This is a genomic window from Streptomyces sp. NPDC057565 (genome assembly GCF_042801455.1).
Classification (GTDB): Bacteria; Actinomycetota; Actinomycetes; order Streptomycetales; family Streptomycetaceae; genus Streptomyces; species Streptomyces yanii.
Map to the genome: position 1 here is coordinate 44290 of NZ_JBHVFU010000018.1, position 18785 is coordinate 63074.

An 18785-nucleotide genomic window follows, 5' to 3' on the forward strand; every position below is an offset into this window, starting at 1 on the left:
AGGAGCACCGTTGAGCACCGAAACCCCCCTACGCCGAACCGGATTCAGATTCGGTCCGGCCACCACCACCCGTACGAGAGTGATGGCAGGCCTCACCGCGCTGCTGCTCCCCCTCGCCGCGATGGTCGGACTGGCCGCCCCGGCCCAGGCCGCCACCTCCGCGACTGCCACGTACCTCAAGAAGTCCGACTGGGGCACCGGCTTCGAGGGCCAGTGGACGGTGAAGAACACCGGCACCACCGCGCTCAGTTCCTGGACCATCGAGTGGGACTTCCCCTCCGGCACGTCGGTCACATCCGCCTGGGACGCCACCGTCACCAACTCCGGAACCCACTGGACCGCCAAGAACGTCGGCTGGAACGGTTCGGTCGCCCCCGGAGCCAGCGTCAGCTTCGGCTTCAACGGCGCCGGTCCCGGCGCCCCCACCGGCTGCAAGCTGAACGGTGCCTCCTGTGACGGCGGCAGCGTTCCCGGCGACAACGCGCCCTCCGCTCCCGGCACCCCCACGGCGAGCTCGATCACCGACACCTCGGTGAAGCTGAGCTGGACCGCCGCCACCGACGACAACGGCATCAAGAACTACGACGTGCTGCGTGACGGCGCCGTGGTCGCCACGGTCACCGGTACGACGTACACCAACACCGGTCTCACCGCGGGCACCGACTACTCGTACACCGTCCAGGCCCGTGACACGGCCGACCAGACCGGCCCGGCCAGCGGTGCGGTCAAGGTCCACACCACCGGCGGCGGCACCCCCGACCCGGGCACCGGCGGCAAGGTCAGCCTCGGTTACTTCACCGACTGGGGCGTCTACGGCCGGAACTACCACGTCAAGAACCTGGACACGTCCGGTTCCGCCGCGAAGATCACGCACATCAACTACGCCTTCGGCAACGTGACGGGCGGCAAGTGCGCGATCGGTGACGCCTACGCCGACTACGACATGGCGTACACCGCCGACAAGTCCGTCGACGGGGTCGCCGACACCTGGGACCAGCCGCTGCGCGGCAGCTTCAACCAGCTGCGCAAGCTCAAGGCGAAGTACCCGAACATCAAGGTCCTGTGGTCCTTCGGCGGCTGGACCTGGTCCGGCGGCTTCGGCGAGGCGGCGAAGAACCCGGCCGCGTTCGCCCAGTCCTGCTACGACCTGGTGGAGGACCCCCGTTGGGCCGATGTCTTCGACGGCATCGACATCGACTGGGAGTACCCCAACGCCTGCGGTCTGACCTGTGACACCAGCGGTCCTGCCGCGCTGAAGAACATCACCACCGCACTGCGCTCGAAGTTCGGCAGCAACAACCTGGTGACGGCCGCCATCACCGCCGACGGCTCCAGCGGCGGCAAGATCGACGCCGCTGACTACGCCGGCGCCGCCACGTCCCTGAACTGGTACAACGTGATGACGTACGACTTCTTCGGCGCATGGGCGGACAAGGGTCCGACGGCCCCGCACTCCCCGCTCACCTCGTACAACGGCATCCCGCAGGCCGGCTTCAACGCGTCCGACGCGATCGCCAAACTGAAGGCCCAGGGCGTCCCCGCCTCGAAGCTGCTGCTCGGCATCGGCTTCTACGGCCGCGGCTGGACCGGCGTCACCCAGGACGCGCCCGGCGGCACCGCCACCGGTGCGGCCACCGGTACGTACGAGGCGGGCATCGAGGACTACAAGGTCCTCAAGACCAGCTGCCCCGCCACCGGCACGATCGCCGGCACGGCGTACGCGCACTGCGGCACCAACTGGTGGAGCTACGACACCCCGGCCACCATCGCGTCCAAGATGACCTGGGCGAAGAGCCAGGGCCTGGGAGGCGCGTTCTTCTGGGAGTTCAGCGGCGACACCAGCAACGGTGAGCTCGTGAGCGCGATCAACAACGGTCTGAAGTAACCCCCACGGTCCCCTTGGGGATCGGCGCACGACCCCGGAAAGCAGCCGGGGAGACAGGTCCGCCCCCTGTCTCCCCGGTTTTCGCCGTGCTGTGGTCCTCCCCGTGCCGCGTGTGGTGTCCGTGCCGCGTGTGCCGTTACGGGCCTCAGCCGACGCTCACCCTCCCCCGGACACAGTCCGGGAGGACCGGGCCCCCCTTCGAGCGAGGCCCTTCTCAGGCAACATTGACCCGCTGGCCGGGCGGAGCCGCCTCCAGCCAGGCGAGGAAACCGGTCAGGGCGTCCTCGCTCATCGCCAGCTCCAGGCGCGTCTCCCGGTGGAGACAGCCGAGCACGACGGCGTCGGAGAGCAGTGCCAGCTCCTCCTCGCCCTCGGGCAGCCGCCGGTCGAGCACCTCGATCGCGGAACGCTCAAGGACCCGGCGGGGCCGGGGAGCGTACGAGAAGACGCGGAACCAGTCGATACGGTCGCCGCTGTAGCGCGCAACGCCGTACACCCAGCCCTTGCCCGAGAGATCGGGCTCGGCCGACACGTTCCACCGCACGCTGCAGTCGAAGGTCCCACCGGAGCGCTGGATCAGCCGCCGGCGCAGACCGAAGACGAAGAGACCCACCGCAACCAGTACGACGACCAGGCCGCACACCCACAAAGCGAGGACCATCTCCACCGACCTCCTCGCATCGTCGAGTAACGGATACCACCCGGACTGCACCTGCAACTGCACCTGCATCGCCTCAGCCGCGGCACGGTCTGGAGAGTTCCAGCTCGGGCCGCGGCTGAGGGTAAAGACATTCGGCGGGGTGCCTAACGCACCGCCACCGCGCGAATTCGCACATCGGCGCGACGCTCGGCGGCGCCGTCCGCGTCCGACTTCGCACGCTCGAGCGCACGCTCGGCGCGCTCGACATCGATCTCGTCCGCCAGCTCGGCGATCTCCGCCAGCAGCGAAAGCTTGTCATCCGCGAACGAGAGGAAACCGCCGTGCACAGCCGCGACTACGGTTGTGCCCTCGCTCGTACGGATCGTCACCGGGCCCGACTCCAGCACACCGAGAAGCGGCTGGTGACCGGGCATGACGCCGATGTCGCCGGACGTGGTACGCGCGACGACCAGGGTGGCCTCGCCGGACCAGACACTGCGGTCCGCGGCGACCAGCTCGACGTGCAGCTCAGCAGCCAAGAGTGGCTCCTCGGGTCACCACCCGGCCGTTGGAGCCGGGTGTTGGGTCAATTCTACGGGGCGTGGTGAGGGGGACGGGACGCACCCGCCCCCCTCGGTGAGCCATGGGCTCAGGAGACGCCGAGCTCCTTGGCGTTGGCCTTGAGGTCCTCAATGCCACCGCACATGAAGAACGCCTGCTCCGGGAAGTGGTCGTACTCACCGTCGGCGATCGCGTTGAACGCGGAGATCGACTCGTCGAGCGGAACGTCCGAACCGTCCACGCCGGTGAACTGCTTGGCGACGTGGGTGTTCTGGGAGAGGAAGCGCTCGATGCGACGGGCACGGTGGACAACGAGCTTGTCCTCCTCGCCCAGCTCGTCGATACCGAGAATCGCGATGATGTCCTGGAGGTCCTTGTACTTCTGCAGGATCCCCTTGACGCGCATGGCGGCGTCGTAGTGGTCCTGCGCGATGTAGCGCGGGTCCAGGATCCGGGACGTGGAGTCCAGCGGGTCCACGGCCGGGTAGATGCCCTTCTCGGAGATCGGACGGGAGAGAACCGTCGTCGCGTCGAGGTGGGCGAAGGTGGTGGCCGGGGCCGGGTCGGTCAGGTCGTCCGCGGGGACGTAGATCGCCTGCATCGAGGTGATCGAGTGACCGCGGGTCGACGTGATGCGCTCCTGCAGCAGACCCATCTCGTCGGCCAGGTTCGGCTGGTAACCCACCGCGGACGGCATACGGCCGAGCAGGGTGGACACCTCGGAGCCGGCCTGGGTGTACCGGAAGATGTTGTCGATGAAGAAGAGCACGTCCTGCTTCTGCACATCGCGGAAGTACTCCGCCATGGTCAGACCGGCAAGCGCGACACGGAGACGGGTGCCCGGGGGCTCGTCCATCTGACCGAAGACAAGCGCCGTCTTGTCGATGACGCCCGAGTCGGCCATTTCCTCGATGAGGTCGTTGCCCTCACGGGTGCGCTCGCCGACACCGGCGAACACCGACACACCGTCGTGGTTGTTGGCCACGCGGTAGATCATTTCCTGGATCAGAACGGTCTTGCCGACACCGGCACCACCGAACAGACCGATCTTTCCACCCTTGACGTACGGGGTGAGAAGGTCGATGACCTTGACGCCGGTCTCGAACATCTCGGTCTTCGACTCGAGCTGGTCGAAGTTGGGCGCCTTGCGGTGGATCGGCCAGCGCTCGGTGACCTCGGCCTCGGCCTCGGGCTTGTTCAGGATCTCACCGAGGGTGTTGAACACCTTGCCCTTGGTGATCTCGCCGACCGGCACCGTGATGCCGGTACCCGTGTCGGTCACCGGGGCCTGGCGGACCAGACCGTCGGTGGGCTGCATCGAGATCGCACGGATCACGCCTTCGCCGAGGTGCTGGGCGACCTCGAGCGTCAGCTTCTTGAGCTTGCCGTTCTCGGCCGGGTCGGCCACCTGGACGGTCAGCGCGTTGTAGATCTCCGGCATTGCGTCGACGGGGAACTCCACGTCGACGACCGGGCCGATGACCCGGGCGACGCGGCCCGTGGCAACGGCCGTCTCAACTGTGGTCGTCATTACTTGTCACTCCCCGCGGTCGCGTCGGCCAGCGCACTGGCACCACCGACGATCTCGCTGATTTCCTGGGTGATTTCGGCCTGTCGGGCCGCGTTGGCAAGCCGGGAGAGGCTCTTGATGAGCTCACCGGCGTTGTCGGTGGCCGACTTCATCGCGCGACGGCGGGCAGCGTGCTCGGAAGCAGCGGCCTGCAGCAGCGCGTTGTAGATCCGGCTCTCGACGTACCGCGGAAGCAGGGCGTCGAGGACGTCCTCCGCCGACGGCTCGAAGTCGAACAGCGGCAGGAGCTCGCCCTTGCCGTCCTCGTCCTTCGCGGTGTCGAGGCTGAGCGGCAGCATCCGGCTCTCCACCGGGTTCTGCGTCATCATCGAGACGAACTCGGTGAAGACGATGTGCAGCTCGTCCACGCCGCCCTCGGCGGTCTCCTGGGTGACCGCTTCGATCAGCGGGGCCGCAGCCCGCTTCGCATCCGCATACGTCGGGCTGTCGGTGAAGCCGGTCCACGACTCCGCGATCTTGCGCTCACGGAAGCCGTAGTAGGCGACACCCTTGCGGCCGATCACATACGTGACGACCTCCTTGCCCTCACCGCGCAGGCGCTCGGTCAGTCGCTCCGCCGCCTTGATGGCGTTGGAGGAGTAACCGCCGGCCAGACCGCGGTCGCTCGTGATGAGCAGGACCGCGGCCCGTGCCGGTGCGTCGGCCTCGGTGGTCAGCGGGTGCTTGGTGGTGGAGCCGGTCGCCACCGCGGTCACCGCACGGGTGAGCTCGGTCGCGTACGGCGTCGACGCCGCCACCTGACGCTGCGCCTTGACGATGCGCGAAGCGGCGATCATCTCCATCGCCTTGGTGATCTTCTTCGTGGCGGTGACGGAGCGAATGCGGCGCTTGTAAACGCGAAGCTGAGCGCCCATCGATCAGCCCTCGCCCAGAAGCTTGCCGTCCGAGGTCTCGAACTGCTGCTTGAAGGCGGCCACCGCGTCGGCGACCGACTGCAGCGTGTCGTCGGACATCTTGGCGCCCTCGGCAATGCTGGTCAGGAGGTCCTTGCGCTCACGGCGCAGGTACTCCAGCAGCTCGCTCTCGAAGCGACGGATGTCCTCGACCGGGACGTCGTCCATCTTGCCGGTGGTGCCGGCCCAGATGGAGACGACCTGCTCCTCGACCGGGTACGGGGAGTACTGCGGCTGCTTCAGCAGCTCGACCATGCGCTTACCGCGCTCCAGCGACGCCTTCGAGGCCGCGTCCAGGTCGGAACCGAAGGCGGCGAACGCCTCCAGCTCGCGGTACTGGGCGAGGTCGACACGGAGACGGCCGGAGACCTGGCGCATCGCCTTGTGCTGGGCGGAGCCACCGACACGGGAGACCGAGATACCGACGTTCAGGGCCGGACGCTGACCGGCGTTGAACAGGTCGGACTCCAGGAAGCACTGGCCGTCGGTGATGGAGATGACGTTGGTCGGGATGAACGCCGACACGTCGTTCGCCTTGGTCTCGACGATCGGGAGGCCCGTCATCGAACCGGCGCCCATCTCGTCGGAGAGCTTGGCGCAGCGCTCCAGCAGACGCGAGTGGAGGTAGAAGACGTCGCCCGGGTAGGCCTCGCGGCCCGGCGGACGGCGCAGCAGAAGCGACACGGCGCGGTAGGCGTCGGCCTGCTTCGAGAGGTCGTCGAAGATGATCAGGACGTGCTTGCCCTGGTACATCCAGTGCTGACCGATGGCCGAACCGGTGTACGGCGCAAGGTACTTGAAGCCGGCCGGGTCGGACGCCGGGGCGGCGACGATGGTCGTGTACTCGAGCGCGCCGGCCTCTTCCAGGGCACCGCGCACGGAGGCGATGGTGGAGCCCTTCTGACCGATGGCGACGTAGATGCAGCGCACCTGCTTGTTCACGTCGCCCGAGCGCCAGTTGTCGCGCTGGTTGATGATCGTGTCGACGGCCAGAGCGGTCTTACCGGTCTGACGGTCACCAATGATCAGCTGACGCTGGCCGCGGCCGATCGGCACCATGGCGTCGACGGCCTTGTAGCCGGTCTGCATCGGCTCGTGCACCGACTTACGGACCATGACGCCAGGGGCCTGCAGCTCGAGGGCGCGGCGGCTGTCGGTCGCGATCTCGCCGAGACCGTCGATCGGGTTGCCGAGCGGGTCGACGACGCGGCCGAGGTAACCCTCGCCGACGCCGACGGAGAGCACCTCACCGGTGCGCTGCACCGGCTGGCCCTCCTCGATTCCGCTGAACTCGCCGAGAACGATCGCACCGATCTCGCGCTCCTCAAGGTTGAGGGCGAGACCGAGGGTTCCGTCCTCGAACTTCAGCAGCTCGTTCGCCATGGCCGAGGGAAGACCCTCGACCTTCGCGATGCCGTCGCCGGCAACGCTGACCGTACCGACCTCCTCGCGCGAGGCCGCGTCCGGCTTGTACGACTGGACAAAGTTCTCCAGCGCGTCCCGGATCTCCTCCGGCCGGATCGTGAGCTCCGCCATCTGGGTTCCCTGCTCTCCTTGTTGGGCCCGAAGTTTCTTAAGGGGGTCTGGGGGCCGACCCCCAGGAATCTTCTGCAATTTCTGCACGGCCCAACCGGGCCGCTGGTCTTGCTTGTTCTGTTGCTGCGCTGTGTCAGCCGGCCATGCGGCGGGACACCTCGTCGAGGCGCTCCGCGACGCTGCCGTTGATGATCTCGTCACCGACCCGCACCGCGATCCCGCCGAGGACCGCCGGGTCCACATCGAGATTCAGGTGCATCGGCCGACCGTAGATCGTCGCCAGTGCGGCGCCGAGGCGCTCCTTCTGCTGATCGCTCAGCGGCACTGCCGACGTGACCACGGCGACCATGCGGTCCCGGCGCTCCGCGGCAAGCTTGGAGAGGGACTCGAGTCCCGCTTCCAGGCTACGTCCCCGGGGCTGGGTCACAAGCCGCACGACGAGGCGCTCGGTGGTGGGCCGTGCCTTGCCGCCGAGCAGGCTGCGCAGCAGCTCAGCCTTGGCAGCGACGGACGCGGACCGGTTGGTGAGCGCGGCGCGCAGCTCCTTGTCGGAGGCGACGATCCGGGCGAACCGGAAGAGCTCGTCCTCGACGTCGTCGAGATCCCCGCTGCGCTGGGCGGCGGTGAGATCTGCGGTGCTCGCCAGTTCCTCGACCGAGTCGACCAGGTCACGCGACTGCGACCAGCGCGAGCGGACCATGCCGGAGATCAGGTCGACGGTCTCGCCGCCCACCTGACCGCGCAGCAGTCGTCCGGCCAGCTCCGCCTTGGCCTCGGCGCCCTGCGACGGGTCGACCAGGACCCGTCGCAGTGAGACCTCGCGGTGGAGCAGCGCCGTGACGGCGGCCAGCTCCTCGGCGAGCTTCGCCGCGTCGACCGACGTGTTGTCGGTCAGCGCGTCGAGACGCTCACGTGCGGCAGCCAGTGCCTCGCGGCTCGCGCCGTTCATCGGACAGCCTCGGCCTTCGCCTCGAGCTCGTCGAGGAAACGGTCGATGGTGCGGCTCTGCCGGGCGTGGTCCTCGAGGGACTCGCCGACGAGCTTGCCGGCCAGGTCGGTGGCGAGCTTGCCCACGTCCTGGCGCAGCGCGGAAGCCGCGGCCTTGCGGTCGGCCTCGATCTGGGCGTGGCCGGCGGCGATGATCTCCTCGCGCTGCCGCTGACCTTCCGCCCGCATCTCCTGCAGGATCACGGTGCCCTGCTCCTGAGCCTCCTGGCGCAGGCGCGCGGCCTCGTGGCGGGCCTCGGCGAGCTGAGCCTTGTACTGCTCAAGAACGCTCTGGGCCTCGGTCTGGGCCGCATCGGCCTTCTCGATACCGCCTTCGATGGCCTCACGGCGCTCTTCCAGAACCTTGTTGATGTTCGGGAGGAGCTTCTTGGCGAGGAAGCCGAAGACGATGACGAAGGCGATCAGACCGATGACGAGCTCAGGGAGCGGCGGAACGAGCGGATTCTCAGGCTTTTCGGCCGCCAGCTGAACCAGGGGGTTCACATCAGTGCCTTTCGTCGGAACGGACTAGTCGCAGTTCGTCAGCTGTAGACGAACGGCATGACCAGACCGATCAGGGCGAGCGCCTCACAGAAGGCGAAGCCGAGAATCTGGTTGGCGCGGATCAGGCCGGCAGCCTCGGGCTGACGAGCGAGAGCCTGCGTGCCGTTACCGAAGATGATGCCGACGCCGACGCCGGGGCCGATGGCGGCCAGGCCGTATCCGACGGAGCTGAGGGAACCGGTGACGGCGGCAAGGGTCTGGGACATGCCAGTTCTTCCTTCTCTTTCACGGACCGGTGGGGGTTGGCCACCGGACGACTGGGGGGAGGGGAGGCGCGATCAGTGGTGCTCGGCGACAGCGCCCTGAATGAAGCTGCACGCCAGGAGCACGAAGACGTACGCCTGAACAGCCTGGATGAACAGCTCGAAGGCGGTCATCACGATGACCATCACGAACGAGACACCCGCGTAGGCGATACCGATACCGTTCAGCAGGTACCAGCTGGCGATGGTGAAGAGGAGCAGCAGCGTGTGACCGGCGAACATGTTCGCGAAGAGTCGGACCGCGTGCGTGAAGGGCCGGACCAGGACGTTCGAGAAGAACTCGATGACCATGACCAGCGGCAGCACCGGGCCGAGCGACTTGTCGTAGCCCGTCAGGTTCTTGAAGCCGCCGACGAAACCGTGGCGCTTGAAGGTGATGCTCATCCAGAGGACGTAGACGATCGCCGCCAGGCCCGCCGGGTACGCGATGATCGACGTCACCGGGAATTGGGCGAGCGGGATGATCGACCAGAGGTTCATCATCCAGACGAAGAAGAAGATCGACACCATCAGCGGGACGTACTTCTCGCCCTCGCGCTTGCCGAGCGTCTCGTAGACGATGCCGCGGCGGACGAAGTCGTAACCGGCCTCGGCGACCATCTGCAGCTTGCCCGGGACGACCTTCGGCTTGCGGAAGGCGGCCCAGAAGAAGCCGACGATGATGACCGTACCGAGGAGCGCCAGCAGCATCGTCTTGTTGAAGTAGACGTTGCTGTCCGCGTCACCGAAGATCGGCTCGAACAGGAAAGAGTGCAAGCCAGGACCCGGGAAACCACAACCGGAGAAGATGTGGCAATCGGTCTCGAAGGCGAGCACCTGTGTCGGGTCAGCACTCACCGCGGGCTCCTTCAGCGTGGCGCATAGGTACGGCAACCTCGTTGTGTCGGCGCGGCGCGCAGCCGCGGTTCGGCACTGGACTGGTGTTACGGATGTGTGAGCGGCAGTCAGGCATTGAGCCTCGCGATCGAGCAGGCGTCAGCTCACATGCCCGCGCCCGCAGTGCCGCAGTTGGAACCGGACGATAGCAGGGTCTCGAACCTGCACTTATTCCGCCCCTACCCTTCACGCCTTCGGGCCCGTGTTCGTGGGCTTGTCGCCCTGGTCGGACTCGGGCTCGACGTAAAGGATCTTGGCCTTCATATGCGCACGCGCCTGCGCGCCGATCCACACGAGAGTCAGCGCGACCAGAGTGATCGCGAAAGCTTTCGGGTTGAACATCGTCGTGTTCTTGAATGCGGCGACAAAGATGAACAGCAGGAGAAGCTGAGCCGTATACAGCATCAGCCCCATCGCCTGGAACAGGTGAGGCAGGGACCTGGCGGTCCGTTGCAGAACCACGAGGCCGATCCCCATGAAGAGGACCACCACGATGGTCGCAACGAGCGCCCCGAGGGCTCCCTTGCCACCGGCGACACCAGCGCTGACAGCAACGGCGACGGCGCCGGCGACAGCGGTGGGTACGGCGGCTTGAAGGAGAGTCCGGACGTCGTTGGACGGCATGGCGGCAGCTCCGCTTGCAGGGGATGGGCAGTGTGTCGTCATGGACGAGCGTAGGCCCGGTCCGAGTCGATGCCTCGGGCCAATGGACCGACTCACTAGGGTCCTTCGGCTGTGTCACCGGGCTTAGTGAACGGTATCACAAACTATTTGATGAGGTCTTTACCAAGAAAGTGTGCTTGCTGTCACACATGAGAGTTAATCCGCGCGTGTGAGCAAGACAACTCCATATCCTGTCCGGTATTGCCCCTCGGTATCCGAATTGTCAGCGGGCGGAATCAGCCTTACGACTTTCCGAGGACCGCGAACGGGGTCCGATCGCGGTCGCTCCGTTGACGCCGGAGACACCGACGACGACACGTGCCGGCTCCCGCGGCTCGTGCTCGTCCTGCTGCCCCATCTGCGCCTCCTGGGGCTCCCGTTCTGCCTCGTACGCGGCTGAGGACCTCTTGCCCCGCCGGTCCCAGCGGCGGTAGCGGGGCGGCACGAAGCGCTCCGCCCAGCGCGGGGCGCGCGGCGTGAAGCGGGGCATCAGCAGCAGGACCAGTCCCACCGCGCTCAGCCCCATGACCACCAGCACGATCCACAGCGACGCCGAGTGCACCGAGTAGCCGACCGCACCGAAGGCGATCAGGGCCGACCAGAAATACATGATCAGCACGGCCCTGCTGTGCGAATGGCCGATCTCCAGCAACCGGTGGTGCAGATGGCCGCGGTCCGCGGCGAACGGCGACTGGCCCTTCCAGGTGCGCCGGACGATCGCCAGCACCAGGTCCGCGGCCGGGATCGCGATGATCGTCAGCGGCAGCAGCAGCGGAATGAAGACCGGCAGCATCGCGTGCGTGGCCTCTCGCTCACTGCCCGCGAAGAGCTTCATCGCGTCCGGGTCGACCTGCCCCGTGACGGAAATCGCACCGGCGGCCAGCACGAGACCGATGAGCATCGAGCCGGAGTCACCCATGAAGATCCGGGCGGGATGCATGTTGTGCGGCAGGAAGCCGAGGCACATGCCCATCAGGATCGCCGTGAAGAGCGTCGCGGGGGCGGCCGCCTCGATCATGTGCCCGTACCAGAGCCGGTACGTGTAGAGGAAGAACGCGGCGGAGGCGATGCACACCATGCCGGCCGCCAGACCGTCCAGGCCGTCGACGAAGTTCACCGCGTTGATCGTGATGACGACCAGCGCGACGGTGAGCAGCGTGCCCTGCCACTGGGTGAGCGCGACCGTGCCGATACCGGGGATCGGCAGCCACAGGATCGTCAGACCCTGGATGACCATGACCGCGGCGGCGATCATCTGCCCGCCGAGCTTGATCAGCGCATCGATCTCGAACTTGTCGTCGAGGACGCCGATCAGCCAGATCAGCGCGGCACCGGAGAGCAGCGCCCGCGGTTCGCTGGAGAGCTGGAACACACTGTCCAGGTTGTACAGATGGGCCGCGACGATCAGTCCGGCGCACAACCCGCCGAACATGGCGATGCCACCGAGCCTCGGTGTCGGTTCTCGGTGGACGTCACGCGCACGGATCGCGGGCATCGCCCCGACCGCGATGGCGAACTTTCGCACCGGGCCGGTGAGCAGATAGGTCACCGCGGCCGTGACACAGAGTGTCAGCAAGTAATCACGCACGGGCTGCCCCACAGATATCGCCGGCCATCTCAGCCCACACCTTAACTACGTCGGCCTCATGGTTGAGGACACGGAGGTACGGGTGATGGTTGCATGGACCGCGTCTACCCCGGATAGGGAGGATATTTCCCGGCCAGTTCCCTCACCTCGGCACGGACGTCGCCTTCCGCACGTACCGCGGCCCCGAAGAGCACCGCGAGCCGCGCCATGTCGGTGTCGTTCATGCCCTGGGTGGTGACCGCGGCCGTGCCGAGCCGGATGCCCCGGGCGTCCCCGTAGGGCAGCGCGCAGGTGTCCAGGACCATGCCCGCCGCCGCGAGCCGTTCGCGGGCTGTGCGGCCGTCGACGCCCAGGGGCGCCGGGTCCGCGACGATCAGATGGGTGTCCGTGCCGCCGGTGGTCACCTCGAACCCCTCGGCCTCCAGGCCGGCCGCCAGCACCCGGGCGTGTGTCACCACCTGATGGGCGTACGTGGTGAACGCCGGTGTCGCCGCCTCGCCGAACGCGACCGCCTTCGCCGCGACCGTGTGCATCTGCGCGCCGCCCTGGGTGAACGGGAAGACCGCCCGGTCGATCCGCTCGGCCAGCTCCGCTCCGCACAGGATCATGCCGCCGCGCGGCCCGCGCAGCACCTTGTGCGTGGTGGCGCACACCACGTCGGCGTACGGCACGGGATTGGGCGCCGCTCCCCCGGCGATCAGGCCCATCGGGTGCGCGGCGTCGGCGATCAGATACGCGCCGACCTCGTCGGCGATCTCGCGGAACGCCTCGTAGTCGGGATGGCGGGGGTACGAGATCGAACCGCTGACGATCGCCTTGGGCCGGTGTGCCCGGGCCAGGGTGCGCACCTGCTCGTAGTCGATCAGGCCGCTCTCCGAGTCGACCCCGTACCCGACGAACTCGAACCATCGGCCGGAGAAGTTGGCGGGCGAGCCATGGGTGAGGTGTCCGCCGTACGGGAGTCCCATCGCGAGGACCGTGTCACCGGGGCGCAGCAGGGCCGCGTACGCCGCCAGGACGGCCGAGGAGCCGGAGTGCGACTGAACGTTCGCGTGCTCGGCTCCGAAGAGCGTGGTGGCCCGCTGGACGGCGATGAGTTCGGCGGCGTCGGCCAGCTCGCAGCCGCCGTGATGGCGGGCGCCGGGGTAGCCCTCGGCGTACTTGTTGGCGAGCGGCGAGCCGAGGGCGGCGAGGACCGCGGGCGAGGTGAAGTTCTCGGCGGCGATCAGCTGCAGCGTGGTCGACTGCCGGTGCAGCTCCCCCAGCAGCACGTCGGCGATTTCCGGGTCCCCCCGGAGCAGGGCGCCGAAGTCCTGCGGCAGGGCGGTGACGGGGGCGGAGGACGGTGCGGCGGGAGTGGTGACCGACATCTGACGGCTCCGGGCCTGGGGAGGGTTGGCGTCGGATCCAATGTAGGCCGGTACGCGCGCGCCCGCCCACTGCCCGGGCGCATCAGTGCGGGGCCGGTACGCCCGTCAGTGCGGTGACCACCGGATCGAGCGCCTGGTTGATCTCGTCGCCGATGGAACGGAAGAACGTGATCGGGGCGCCGTACGGGTCGTAGACCTCGTCCGCCTCGGCAGTGGGGGCCAGCAACCAGCCGCGCAGCGCGGCGGCCGCACGGACCAGCGCACGGGCGCGTTCGACGACGCCCTCGTCGCGCGCGTCGGGCAGCGTCGCGGGGTCTATGGCCCGGACCAGCCGGGTGAATTCCTTGAGCGTGAACGTCCTCAGGCCGGCCGAGTGACCCATCGAGATCACCTGGGCGCGGTGGTCCCTGGTGGCGGTCAGGACGAGGTCGGCGCGGATCACGTGCTCGTCGAGGAGCTCGCGGCCGACGAAGCCGGTGGCATCGGCGCCGAAGTCGGCGAGGACGATCTCGGCGTTGGCCTCCATGGGGGCGCCTTCGTGCCCCCAGGTGCCCGCGCTCTCCACGATCAGGCCGCCGCTGAGCGGGTCGCCGAGCCGGTCCACCAGGGCATGGCGGGTCAGCCGCTCGGTGATCGGCGAGCGGCAGACGTTGCCGGTGCTGACGTGGAGGATGCGGAAAGTGTCGGTCCGCCCCGCTATGCCACGCCCCTCAGGGGCGGTCAATTGGCCACCTCGAGGTCTGGTACCACCTTGCGGAGTTCCTCCACGGAGAGGGCTCCGGCCCGCAGCAGGACCGGGACCTTGCCGGTGACGTCGACGATCGAGGACGGCACGATGCCGGGCGTCGGGCCGCCGTCGAGGTAGACGGAGACGGAGTCGCCGAGCATCTCCTGGGCGGCGTCGCAGTCCTCGGGAGCCGGGTGTCCGGTGAGGTTGGCGCTGGAGACGGCCATCGGGCCGACCTCGGTGAGCAGTTCGATGGCGACCGGGTGCAGCGGCATCCGGATGGCGACGGTGCCGCGGGTGTCGCCGAGGTCCCACTGGAGCGAGGGCTGGTGCTTGGCGACGAGCGTGAGTGCTCCCGGCCAGAAGGCGTCGACGAGCTCCCAGGCCTGCTCGGAGAAGTCCGTCACGAGGCCGTGCAGGGTGTTCGGGGAGCCGATCAGGACAGGGGTCGGCATGTTGCGGCCGCGGCCCTTGGCGTCGAGCAGGTCGGCGACGCCCTCGGCACTGAAGGCGTCGGCACCGATCCCGTACACGGTGTCGGTGGGCAGCACGACCAGTTCTCCGCGGCGGACGGCGGACGCGGCTTCACGCAGACCCGTCGTACGGTCGGTCGCGTCGTTGCAGTCGTATCGCCGTGCCATCAGCCGGCCTCCTCAAGCATGTACGGGTATGACGGGTACGGGTCGTGCGGGTGCGGGGCGCCGGTCACGGCATGGCCTTGCGGGCCGTCGCGAACCGGGGACGTCGGTTCAGATCGGGGTGGTCGGCCGCGTCGGCCCAGCCCCGCTCCTCGGTGAAGATCCACGGCACCTGGCCGCCCTGGGTGTCGGCGTGCTCGATGACGACGAGGCCACCGGGGCGCAGCAGGCGGTGCGCGGTGCGTTCGATGCCGCGGATCGTGTCGAGGCCGTCCTCGCCGGAGAAGAGCGCCATCTCCGGATCGTGGTCACGGGCCTCGGGTGCCACGTACTCCCACTCGGTGAGCGGGATGTACGGCGGGTTGGAGATGACCAGGTCGACCTGGCCGTCAAGCTCGGGAAGGGCCGTCAGAGCGTCTCCGCTGTGCACGGTGACCCGAGACCCCTCGGCGTTCTTCCGCGTCCATCTGAGGGCGTCCTCGGAGAGCTCCACGGCGTGCACGCGCGAGCGCGGCACCTCCTGGGCCATGGCGAGGCCGATGGCGCCCGATCCCGCGCACAGGTCGACGATCAGCGGCTCGACGACATCCATCGCGCGAACGGCGTCTATCGCCCAGCCGACGACCGACTCGGTCTCCGGGCGGGGCACGAAGACACCGGGGCCGACCTGGAGCTCCAGGTAGCGGAAGAAGGCGCGGCCGGTGATGTGCTGGAGCGGTTCACGGGCCTCGCGGCGGGCGACGGCCTCCCAGTACCGGGCGTCGAAGTCCTCGTCCGGCACCTGGTGCAGCTCGCCCCGCTTGACGCCGTGCACGAACGCGGCGAGTTCCTCCGCGTCGAATCGCGGCGAGGGTACACCGGCGTCGGCCAGCCGCTGGGTGGCCTGGGCCACCTCGGCGAGCAGCAGGTTCATCGCGGTTCTCCGTACGGGTTTACGGGCGGGGCTGGCGTTCTTATGCGGCGGCGAGCTTGGCGGCGGAGTCGGCGTCGACACAGGCCTGGATCACGGCGTCCAGCTCCCCGTCGAGCACCTGGTCCAAGTTGTACGCCTTGAAGCCGACGCGGTGGTCCGAGATCCGGTTTTCCGGGAAGTTGTACGTACGGATCTTCTCGGAACGGTCGACGGTACGCACCTGGCTGCGTCGGACGTCCGAGGCTTCCTGCTCGGCCGCTTCCTGGGCCGCGGCAAGCAGTCGCGAACGCAGGATACGCATCGCCTGCTCCTTGTTCTGGAGCTGGCTCTTCTCGTTCTGGCAGGAGGCGACGACACCGGTCGGCAGGTGCGTGATGCGGACGGCGGAGTCCGTGGTGTTGACGGACTGGCCGCCGGGGCCCGAGGAGCGGTAGACGTCGATACGGAGATCGTTGGCGTGGATCTCGACGTCGACCTCCTCCGCCTCGGGCGTGACGAGCACACCGGCGGCGGAGGTGTGGATGCGCCCCTGCGACTCGGTGGACGGCACGCGCTGCACGCGGTGCACCCCGCCCTCGTACTTCAGCCGGGCCCACACGCCCTGGCCGGGCTCGATGGCACCGTTGCCGCCCTTGGTCTTCACGGCGACCTGGACGTCCTTGTAGCCGCCGAGCTCGGACTCGGTGGAGTCGATGATCTCGGTCTTCCAGCCGATGCGCTCGGCGTACCGCAGGTACATGCGCAGCAGATCGCCGGCGAAGAGGGCGGACTCGTCGCCGCCCGCGCCCGCCTTGATCTCCAGGAGCACGTCCTTGTCGTCACTGGGGTCGCGGGGGACCAGGAGGAGGCGGAGCTTCTCGGTGAGCTCCTCGCGCTGCTTCTCCAGGTCCTTGACCTCGGCGGCGAACTCGGGGTCGTCCGCGGCGAGCTCGCGGGCGGTTTCGATGTCGTCACCGGTCTGCTTCCAGGAGCGGTACGCACCGACGATCGGGGTCAGCTCGGCGTAGCGCTTGTTGAGCTTGCGCGCGTTGGCCTGGTCGGCGTGGACCGCGGGATCCGCGAGCTTCTTCTCAAGATCGGCCTGTTCGCCGATCAGTTCCTCGACCGCCTCGAACATCGGGGGCTCCTGGGGGGTGGGGTATCCCCTGCTCATCAAGAGCTCGGGGAAGTTACTCGATATGCCTGCTGCACGGCGCCGTGCTGTCCGGGCGGGGTGCGGGGGACCCGTACACCCGGCCGGAAAAAAACGCCGGCCTTGGCGCCCCCGGAAGAGGGCGCCAAGGACCGGCGCATGAGCTCGCTACTTGCTGGCGGAGCCTGCAGCCTTGCCGAAGCGGGCCTCGAAGCGGGCCACACGGCCACCGGTGTCGAGGATCTTCTGCTTGCCCGTGTAGAACGGGTGGCATTCGGAGCAGACGTCGGCGCGGATGGTGCCGCCGTCGATGGTGCTCCGGGTGGTGAACGACGCGCCACAGGTGCAGCTGACCTGCGTCTCGACGTACTCGGGGTGGATGTCGCGCTTCAAGGGTGTCTCCTAGGTTCGGGAGGGCACCGGGTCGCACGCGCGGATTTGCGCGTCCGTGAACCGGGGCCGACGTACCAGTCTGCCAGGACCGGCCGTATCTCCCAAAACCGGGGGCGGGTCGCAACTATTCCCGACCGTTCGGGAACACATCGTGACTGTCCTGTTACTGATGTGGCGGAGGTCTACTGGACGACCTTGCCGGCCTCGCCCTTGTCGCCCGCCGACTTCTCGGTGGCGGAGGCCGGGATCGGCCTGTCGTGCTTGAGGGCGGTCCACACCTGCTGCGCGGACTCCTCCAGCGGTATGACGCGGTTCGGGTCGGCCGGGTCGTACTGCACGGGCATCGTCACCATGGTGACGTTCTTCGAGCCGAGCCCCTTGAGACCGGTGGCGAAGCCGGTGAGCTTCTTGACCGAACCCAGGTCGGAGTCGGTGGTGACGGCCTTCGTCGCCGTGTCCGCGAGATCGAACAGGGTCTTGGGGTTCGAGAACACCCCGACGCTCTTCGCCTGTTCCATCAGCGCCTTGATGAACGCCTGCTGGAGCTGGATGCGGCCGAGGTCGCTGCCGTCGCCGACGCTCTTGCGGGTGCGGACCAGTCCGAGCGACTGCTCGCCGTCGAGGGTGTGGGTGCCGGGCTGCAGATGCAGATGGCTCTTGGAGTCGTCGATCGCCTGCGTGGTGGTGATCTTGACGCCGCCGAGCTGGTCGATGAGCTTCTTGAAGCCGGTGAAGTCGACCTCGACGTAGTGGTCCATGCGGATGCCGGACATCGACTCGACGGTCTTGACCGCGCAGGCCGGTCCGCCGACCTCGTACGCCGTGTTGAACATCGCGCGCTGCTCGCCCGCGACCGTCTCACCGGTGGTGTCGCTCGTGCAGGCGGGGCGGGTGACGAGGGTGTCGCGCGGGATGGAGACGACGCTTGCCGTCTTGTGGCCCTTGTTGACGTGCACGACCATCGCGGTGTCCGAGCGGGCGGTGCCTTCGTCCGCGCCGTACGCGGAGTTCGCGCCGGAGCGGGAGTCGGAGCCGAGGACGAGGATGTCCTGCGAGCCGTTGTCGACGTCGACGGGGCGGTTCTTGCCGAGCGCGGCGTTGATGTCGACGGCCTTGAGATTGTCGTTGAGCTTGACGTACGCGTATCCCAGCCCGGCACCGCCGACGACGACCACACCGGCCGCGGTCCAGGCGGCCATGACCGTGGCCCTGCGGCGGCGGGACGGCTTCCTCCGGCGCTTGCCGGTGGCGCGTATCCGGGTGGTGCTGCCGCTCTGCCCGCTCATCCGTCTCCCTCGATCCTCGCTTGCTCCCGGCTACCCCCTGCTGTGGTGTTCGGGCACTGGTTGTGTCGCCTTGTCGCCACGTCGTACGACGTCGTGACTCGTTGAAGGGTTGCACAGCGACCTGTGACGCCCGTGTGAGGACGGACCCCGCGCGCAGCGCTGGTGAACAGCCGGTGATCCCGCGCCCACCTGCGGTTTCTTGCCTGTTACAGCCAAATCGGGCGCGGAAGCGAAACGGTCGCCGGTGTGGCGAAGGTCTCGGATCGGGTGGTTCGGGGA

General features: G+C 68.1%; 19 protein-coding genes. 1 reads left to right on the forward strand and 18 read right to left on the reverse strand.

Going from position 1 to position 18785, the window contains the following annotated elements:
• Window positions 1-10: 10 nt before the first annotated feature.
• Complete coding sequence (locus ACFU8W_RS27540) at window positions 11-1885, forward strand: glycosyl hydrolase family 18 protein (RefSeq protein ID WP_384042403.1); 1875 nt, start codon at window positions 11-13, stop codon at window positions 1883-1885.
• A gap of 214 nt (window positions 1886-2099) precedes the next feature.
• Here ACFU8W_RS27540 and ACFU8W_RS27545 read toward each other — a convergent pair whose 3' ends face one another.
• The 18 genes from ACFU8W_RS27545 to ACFU8W_RS27630 all read right to left on the reverse strand — a co-directional run bounded on the left by ACFU8W_RS27545 (window position 2100) and on the right by ACFU8W_RS27630 (window position 18506).
• On the reverse strand, window positions 2100-2546 hold the full coding sequence (locus tag ACFU8W_RS27545; RefSeq protein ID WP_345510299.1) for a DUF2550 domain-containing protein: 447 nt from the start codon (window positions 2544-2546) through the stop codon (window positions 2100-2102).
• A 143-nt stretch (window positions 2547-2689) separates the two neighbouring features.
• Window positions 2690-3064 (reverse strand): F0F1 ATP synthase subunit epsilon, encoded by a 375-nt coding sequence (locus ACFU8W_RS27550; protein WP_345510301.1) that lies wholly within the window; start codon window positions 3062-3064, stop codon window positions 2690-2692.
• A gap of 110 nt (window positions 3065-3174) precedes the next feature.
• The gene (gene atpD / locus ACFU8W_RS27555; protein WP_384042408.1) at window positions 3175-4617 is read right to left on the reverse strand and encodes a F0F1 ATP synthase subunit beta; all 1443 of its coding nucleotides are present in this window, start codon (window positions 4615-4617) and stop codon (window positions 3175-3177) included.
• Window positions 4617-5531 carry a F0F1 ATP synthase subunit gamma gene (locus ACFU8W_RS27560; RefSeq protein WP_384042411.1) on the reverse strand — a complete coding sequence of 305 codons (915 nt, stop codon included), beginning with the start codon at window positions 5529-5531 and terminating at the stop codon, window positions 4617-4619. Before ACFU8W_RS27560 ends, atpD begins: the two co-directional genes overlap by 1 nt.
• Window positions 5532-5534: 3 nt before the next feature.
• Window positions 5535-7106: a F0F1 ATP synthase subunit alpha gene (gene atpA / locus ACFU8W_RS27565; RefSeq protein ID WP_124716362.1), complete on the reverse strand. Its 1572-nt coding sequence runs from the start codon at window positions 7104-7106 to the stop codon at window positions 5535-5537.
• Between the two features lie 133 nt (window positions 7107-7239).
• Window positions 7240-8055: a F0F1 ATP synthase subunit delta gene (locus ACFU8W_RS27570; protein WP_384042423.1), complete on the reverse strand. Its 816-nt coding sequence runs from the start codon at window positions 8053-8055 to the stop codon at window positions 7240-7242.
• Window positions 8052-8597, reverse strand: coding sequence for a F0F1 ATP synthase subunit B (locus tag ACFU8W_RS27575; protein ID WP_384042427.1), 546 nt, complete (start codon window positions 8595-8597; stop codon window positions 8052-8054). The genes ACFU8W_RS27570 and ACFU8W_RS27575 overlap by 4 nt, the downstream gene beginning before the upstream one ends.
• A 38-nt stretch (window positions 8598-8635) precedes the next feature.
• Complete coding sequence (gene atpE, locus ACFU8W_RS27580) at window positions 8636-8863, reverse strand: ATP synthase F0 subunit C (RefSeq protein ID WP_030386954.1); 228 nt, start codon at window positions 8861-8863, stop codon at window positions 8636-8638.
• A gap of 72 nt (window positions 8864-8935) precedes the next feature.
• Window positions 8936-9772 (reverse strand): F0F1 ATP synthase subunit A, encoded by an 837-nt coding sequence (atpB, locus tag ACFU8W_RS27585; protein WP_266990472.1) that lies wholly within the window; start codon window positions 9770-9772, stop codon window positions 8936-8938.
• 210 nt (window positions 9773-9982) lie between these two features.
• Entirely contained in the window at window positions 9983-10420 is a 438-nt protein-coding gene (locus ACFU8W_RS27590; RefSeq protein WP_384042430.1) for a hypothetical protein, read from the reverse strand.
• 262 nt (window positions 10421-10682) lie between these two features.
• Window positions 10683-12059 carry an MraY family glycosyltransferase gene (locus ACFU8W_RS27595; RefSeq protein ID WP_384042433.1) on the reverse strand — a complete coding sequence of 459 codons (1377 nt, stop codon included), beginning with the start codon at window positions 12057-12059 and terminating at the stop codon, window positions 10683-10685.
• Between the two features lie 92 nt (window positions 12060-12151).
• The gene (glyA, locus tag ACFU8W_RS27600) at window positions 12152-13417 is read right to left on the reverse strand and encodes a serine hydroxymethyltransferase (RefSeq protein WP_345510310.1); all 1266 of its coding nucleotides are present in this window, start codon (window positions 13415-13417) and stop codon (window positions 12152-12154) included.
• Between the two features lie 82 nt (window positions 13418-13499).
• Entirely contained in the window at window positions 13500-14141 is a 642-nt protein-coding gene (locus tag ACFU8W_RS27605) for a protein-tyrosine-phosphatase (RefSeq protein WP_266981456.1), read from the reverse strand.
• Window positions 14138-14785, reverse strand: coding sequence for an L-threonylcarbamoyladenylate synthase (locus ACFU8W_RS27610; RefSeq protein ID WP_327244332.1), 648 nt, complete (start codon window positions 14783-14785; stop codon window positions 14138-14140). The genes ACFU8W_RS27605 and ACFU8W_RS27610 overlap by 4 nt, the downstream gene beginning before the upstream one ends.
• 64 nt (window positions 14786-14849) lie before the next feature.
• Window positions 14850-15695, reverse strand: a complete 846-nt coding sequence (gene prmC / locus ACFU8W_RS27615) for a peptide chain release factor N(5)-glutamine methyltransferase (protein ID WP_384042438.1) — start codon at window positions 15693-15695, stop codon at window positions 14850-14852.
• 40 nt (window positions 15696-15735) lie between these two features.
• The gene (gene prfA, locus ACFU8W_RS27620) at window positions 15736-16812 is read right to left on the reverse strand and encodes a peptide chain release factor 1 (RefSeq protein WP_345510314.1); all 1077 of its coding nucleotides are present in this window, start codon (window positions 16810-16812) and stop codon (window positions 15736-15738) included.
• A 183-nt stretch (window positions 16813-16995) separates the two neighbouring features.
• A complete protein-coding gene (rpmE, locus tag ACFU8W_RS27625; protein WP_019764351.1) occupies window positions 16996-17220 on the reverse strand; it encodes a 50S ribosomal protein L31 in 225 nt (74 codons plus the stop codon).
• Between the two features lie 182 nt (window positions 17221-17402).
• Window positions 17403-18506: an LCP family protein gene (locus tag ACFU8W_RS27630; protein WP_384042442.1), complete on the reverse strand. Its 1104-nt coding sequence runs from the start codon at window positions 18504-18506 to the stop codon at window positions 17403-17405.
• Window positions 18507-18785 lie beyond the last annotated feature (279 nt).

Bases quoted from the DNA above. Each gene is read 5' to 3' on its own strand.
- ACFU8W_RS27545 (WP_345510299.1), bottom strand. From the start codon at position 2,546: ATGGTCCTCGCTTTGTGGGTGTGCGGCCTGGTCGTCGTACTGGTTGCG.
- atpD (WP_384042408.1), bottom strand. From the start codon at position 4,617: ATGACGACCACAGTTGAGACGGCCGTTGCCACGGGCCGCGTCGCCCGG.
- ACFU8W_RS27560 (WP_384042411.1), bottom strand. From the start codon at position 5,531: ATGGGCGCTCAGCTTCGCGTTTACAAGCGCCGCATTCGCTCCGTCACC.
- atpA (WP_124716362.1), bottom strand. From the start codon at position 7,106: ATGGCGGAGCTCACGATCCGGCCGGAGGAGATCCGGGACGCGCTGGAG.
- ACFU8W_RS27570 (WP_384042423.1), bottom strand. From the start codon at position 8,055: ATGAACGGCGCGAGCCGCGAGGCACTGGCTGCCGCACGTGAGCGTCTC.
- atpE (WP_030386954.1), bottom strand. From the start codon at position 8,863: ATGTCCCAGACCCTTGCCGCCGTCACCGGTTCCCTCAGCTCCGTCGGA.
- ACFU8W_RS27590 (WP_384042430.1), bottom strand. From the start codon at position 10,420: ATGCCGTCCAACGACGTCCGGACTCTCCTTCAAGCCGCCGTACCCACC.
- glyA (WP_345510310.1), bottom strand. From the start codon at position 13,417: ATGTCGGTCACCACTCCCGCCGCACCGTCCTCCGCCCCCGTCACCGCC.
- ACFU8W_RS27610 (WP_327244332.1), bottom strand. From the start codon at position 14,785: ATGGCACGGCGATACGACTGCAACGACGCGACCGACCGTACGACGGGT.
- prmC (WP_384042438.1), bottom strand. From the start codon at position 15,695: ATGAACCTGCTGCTCGCCGAGGTGGCCCAGGCCACCCAGCGGCTGGCC.
- prfA (WP_345510314.1), bottom strand. From the start codon at position 16,812: ATGTTCGAGGCGGTCGAGGAACTGATCGGCGAACAGGCCGATCTTGAG.
- ACFU8W_RS27630 (WP_384042442.1), bottom strand. From the start codon at position 18,506: ATGAGCGGGCAGAGCGGCAGCACCACCCGGATACGCGCCACCGGCAAG.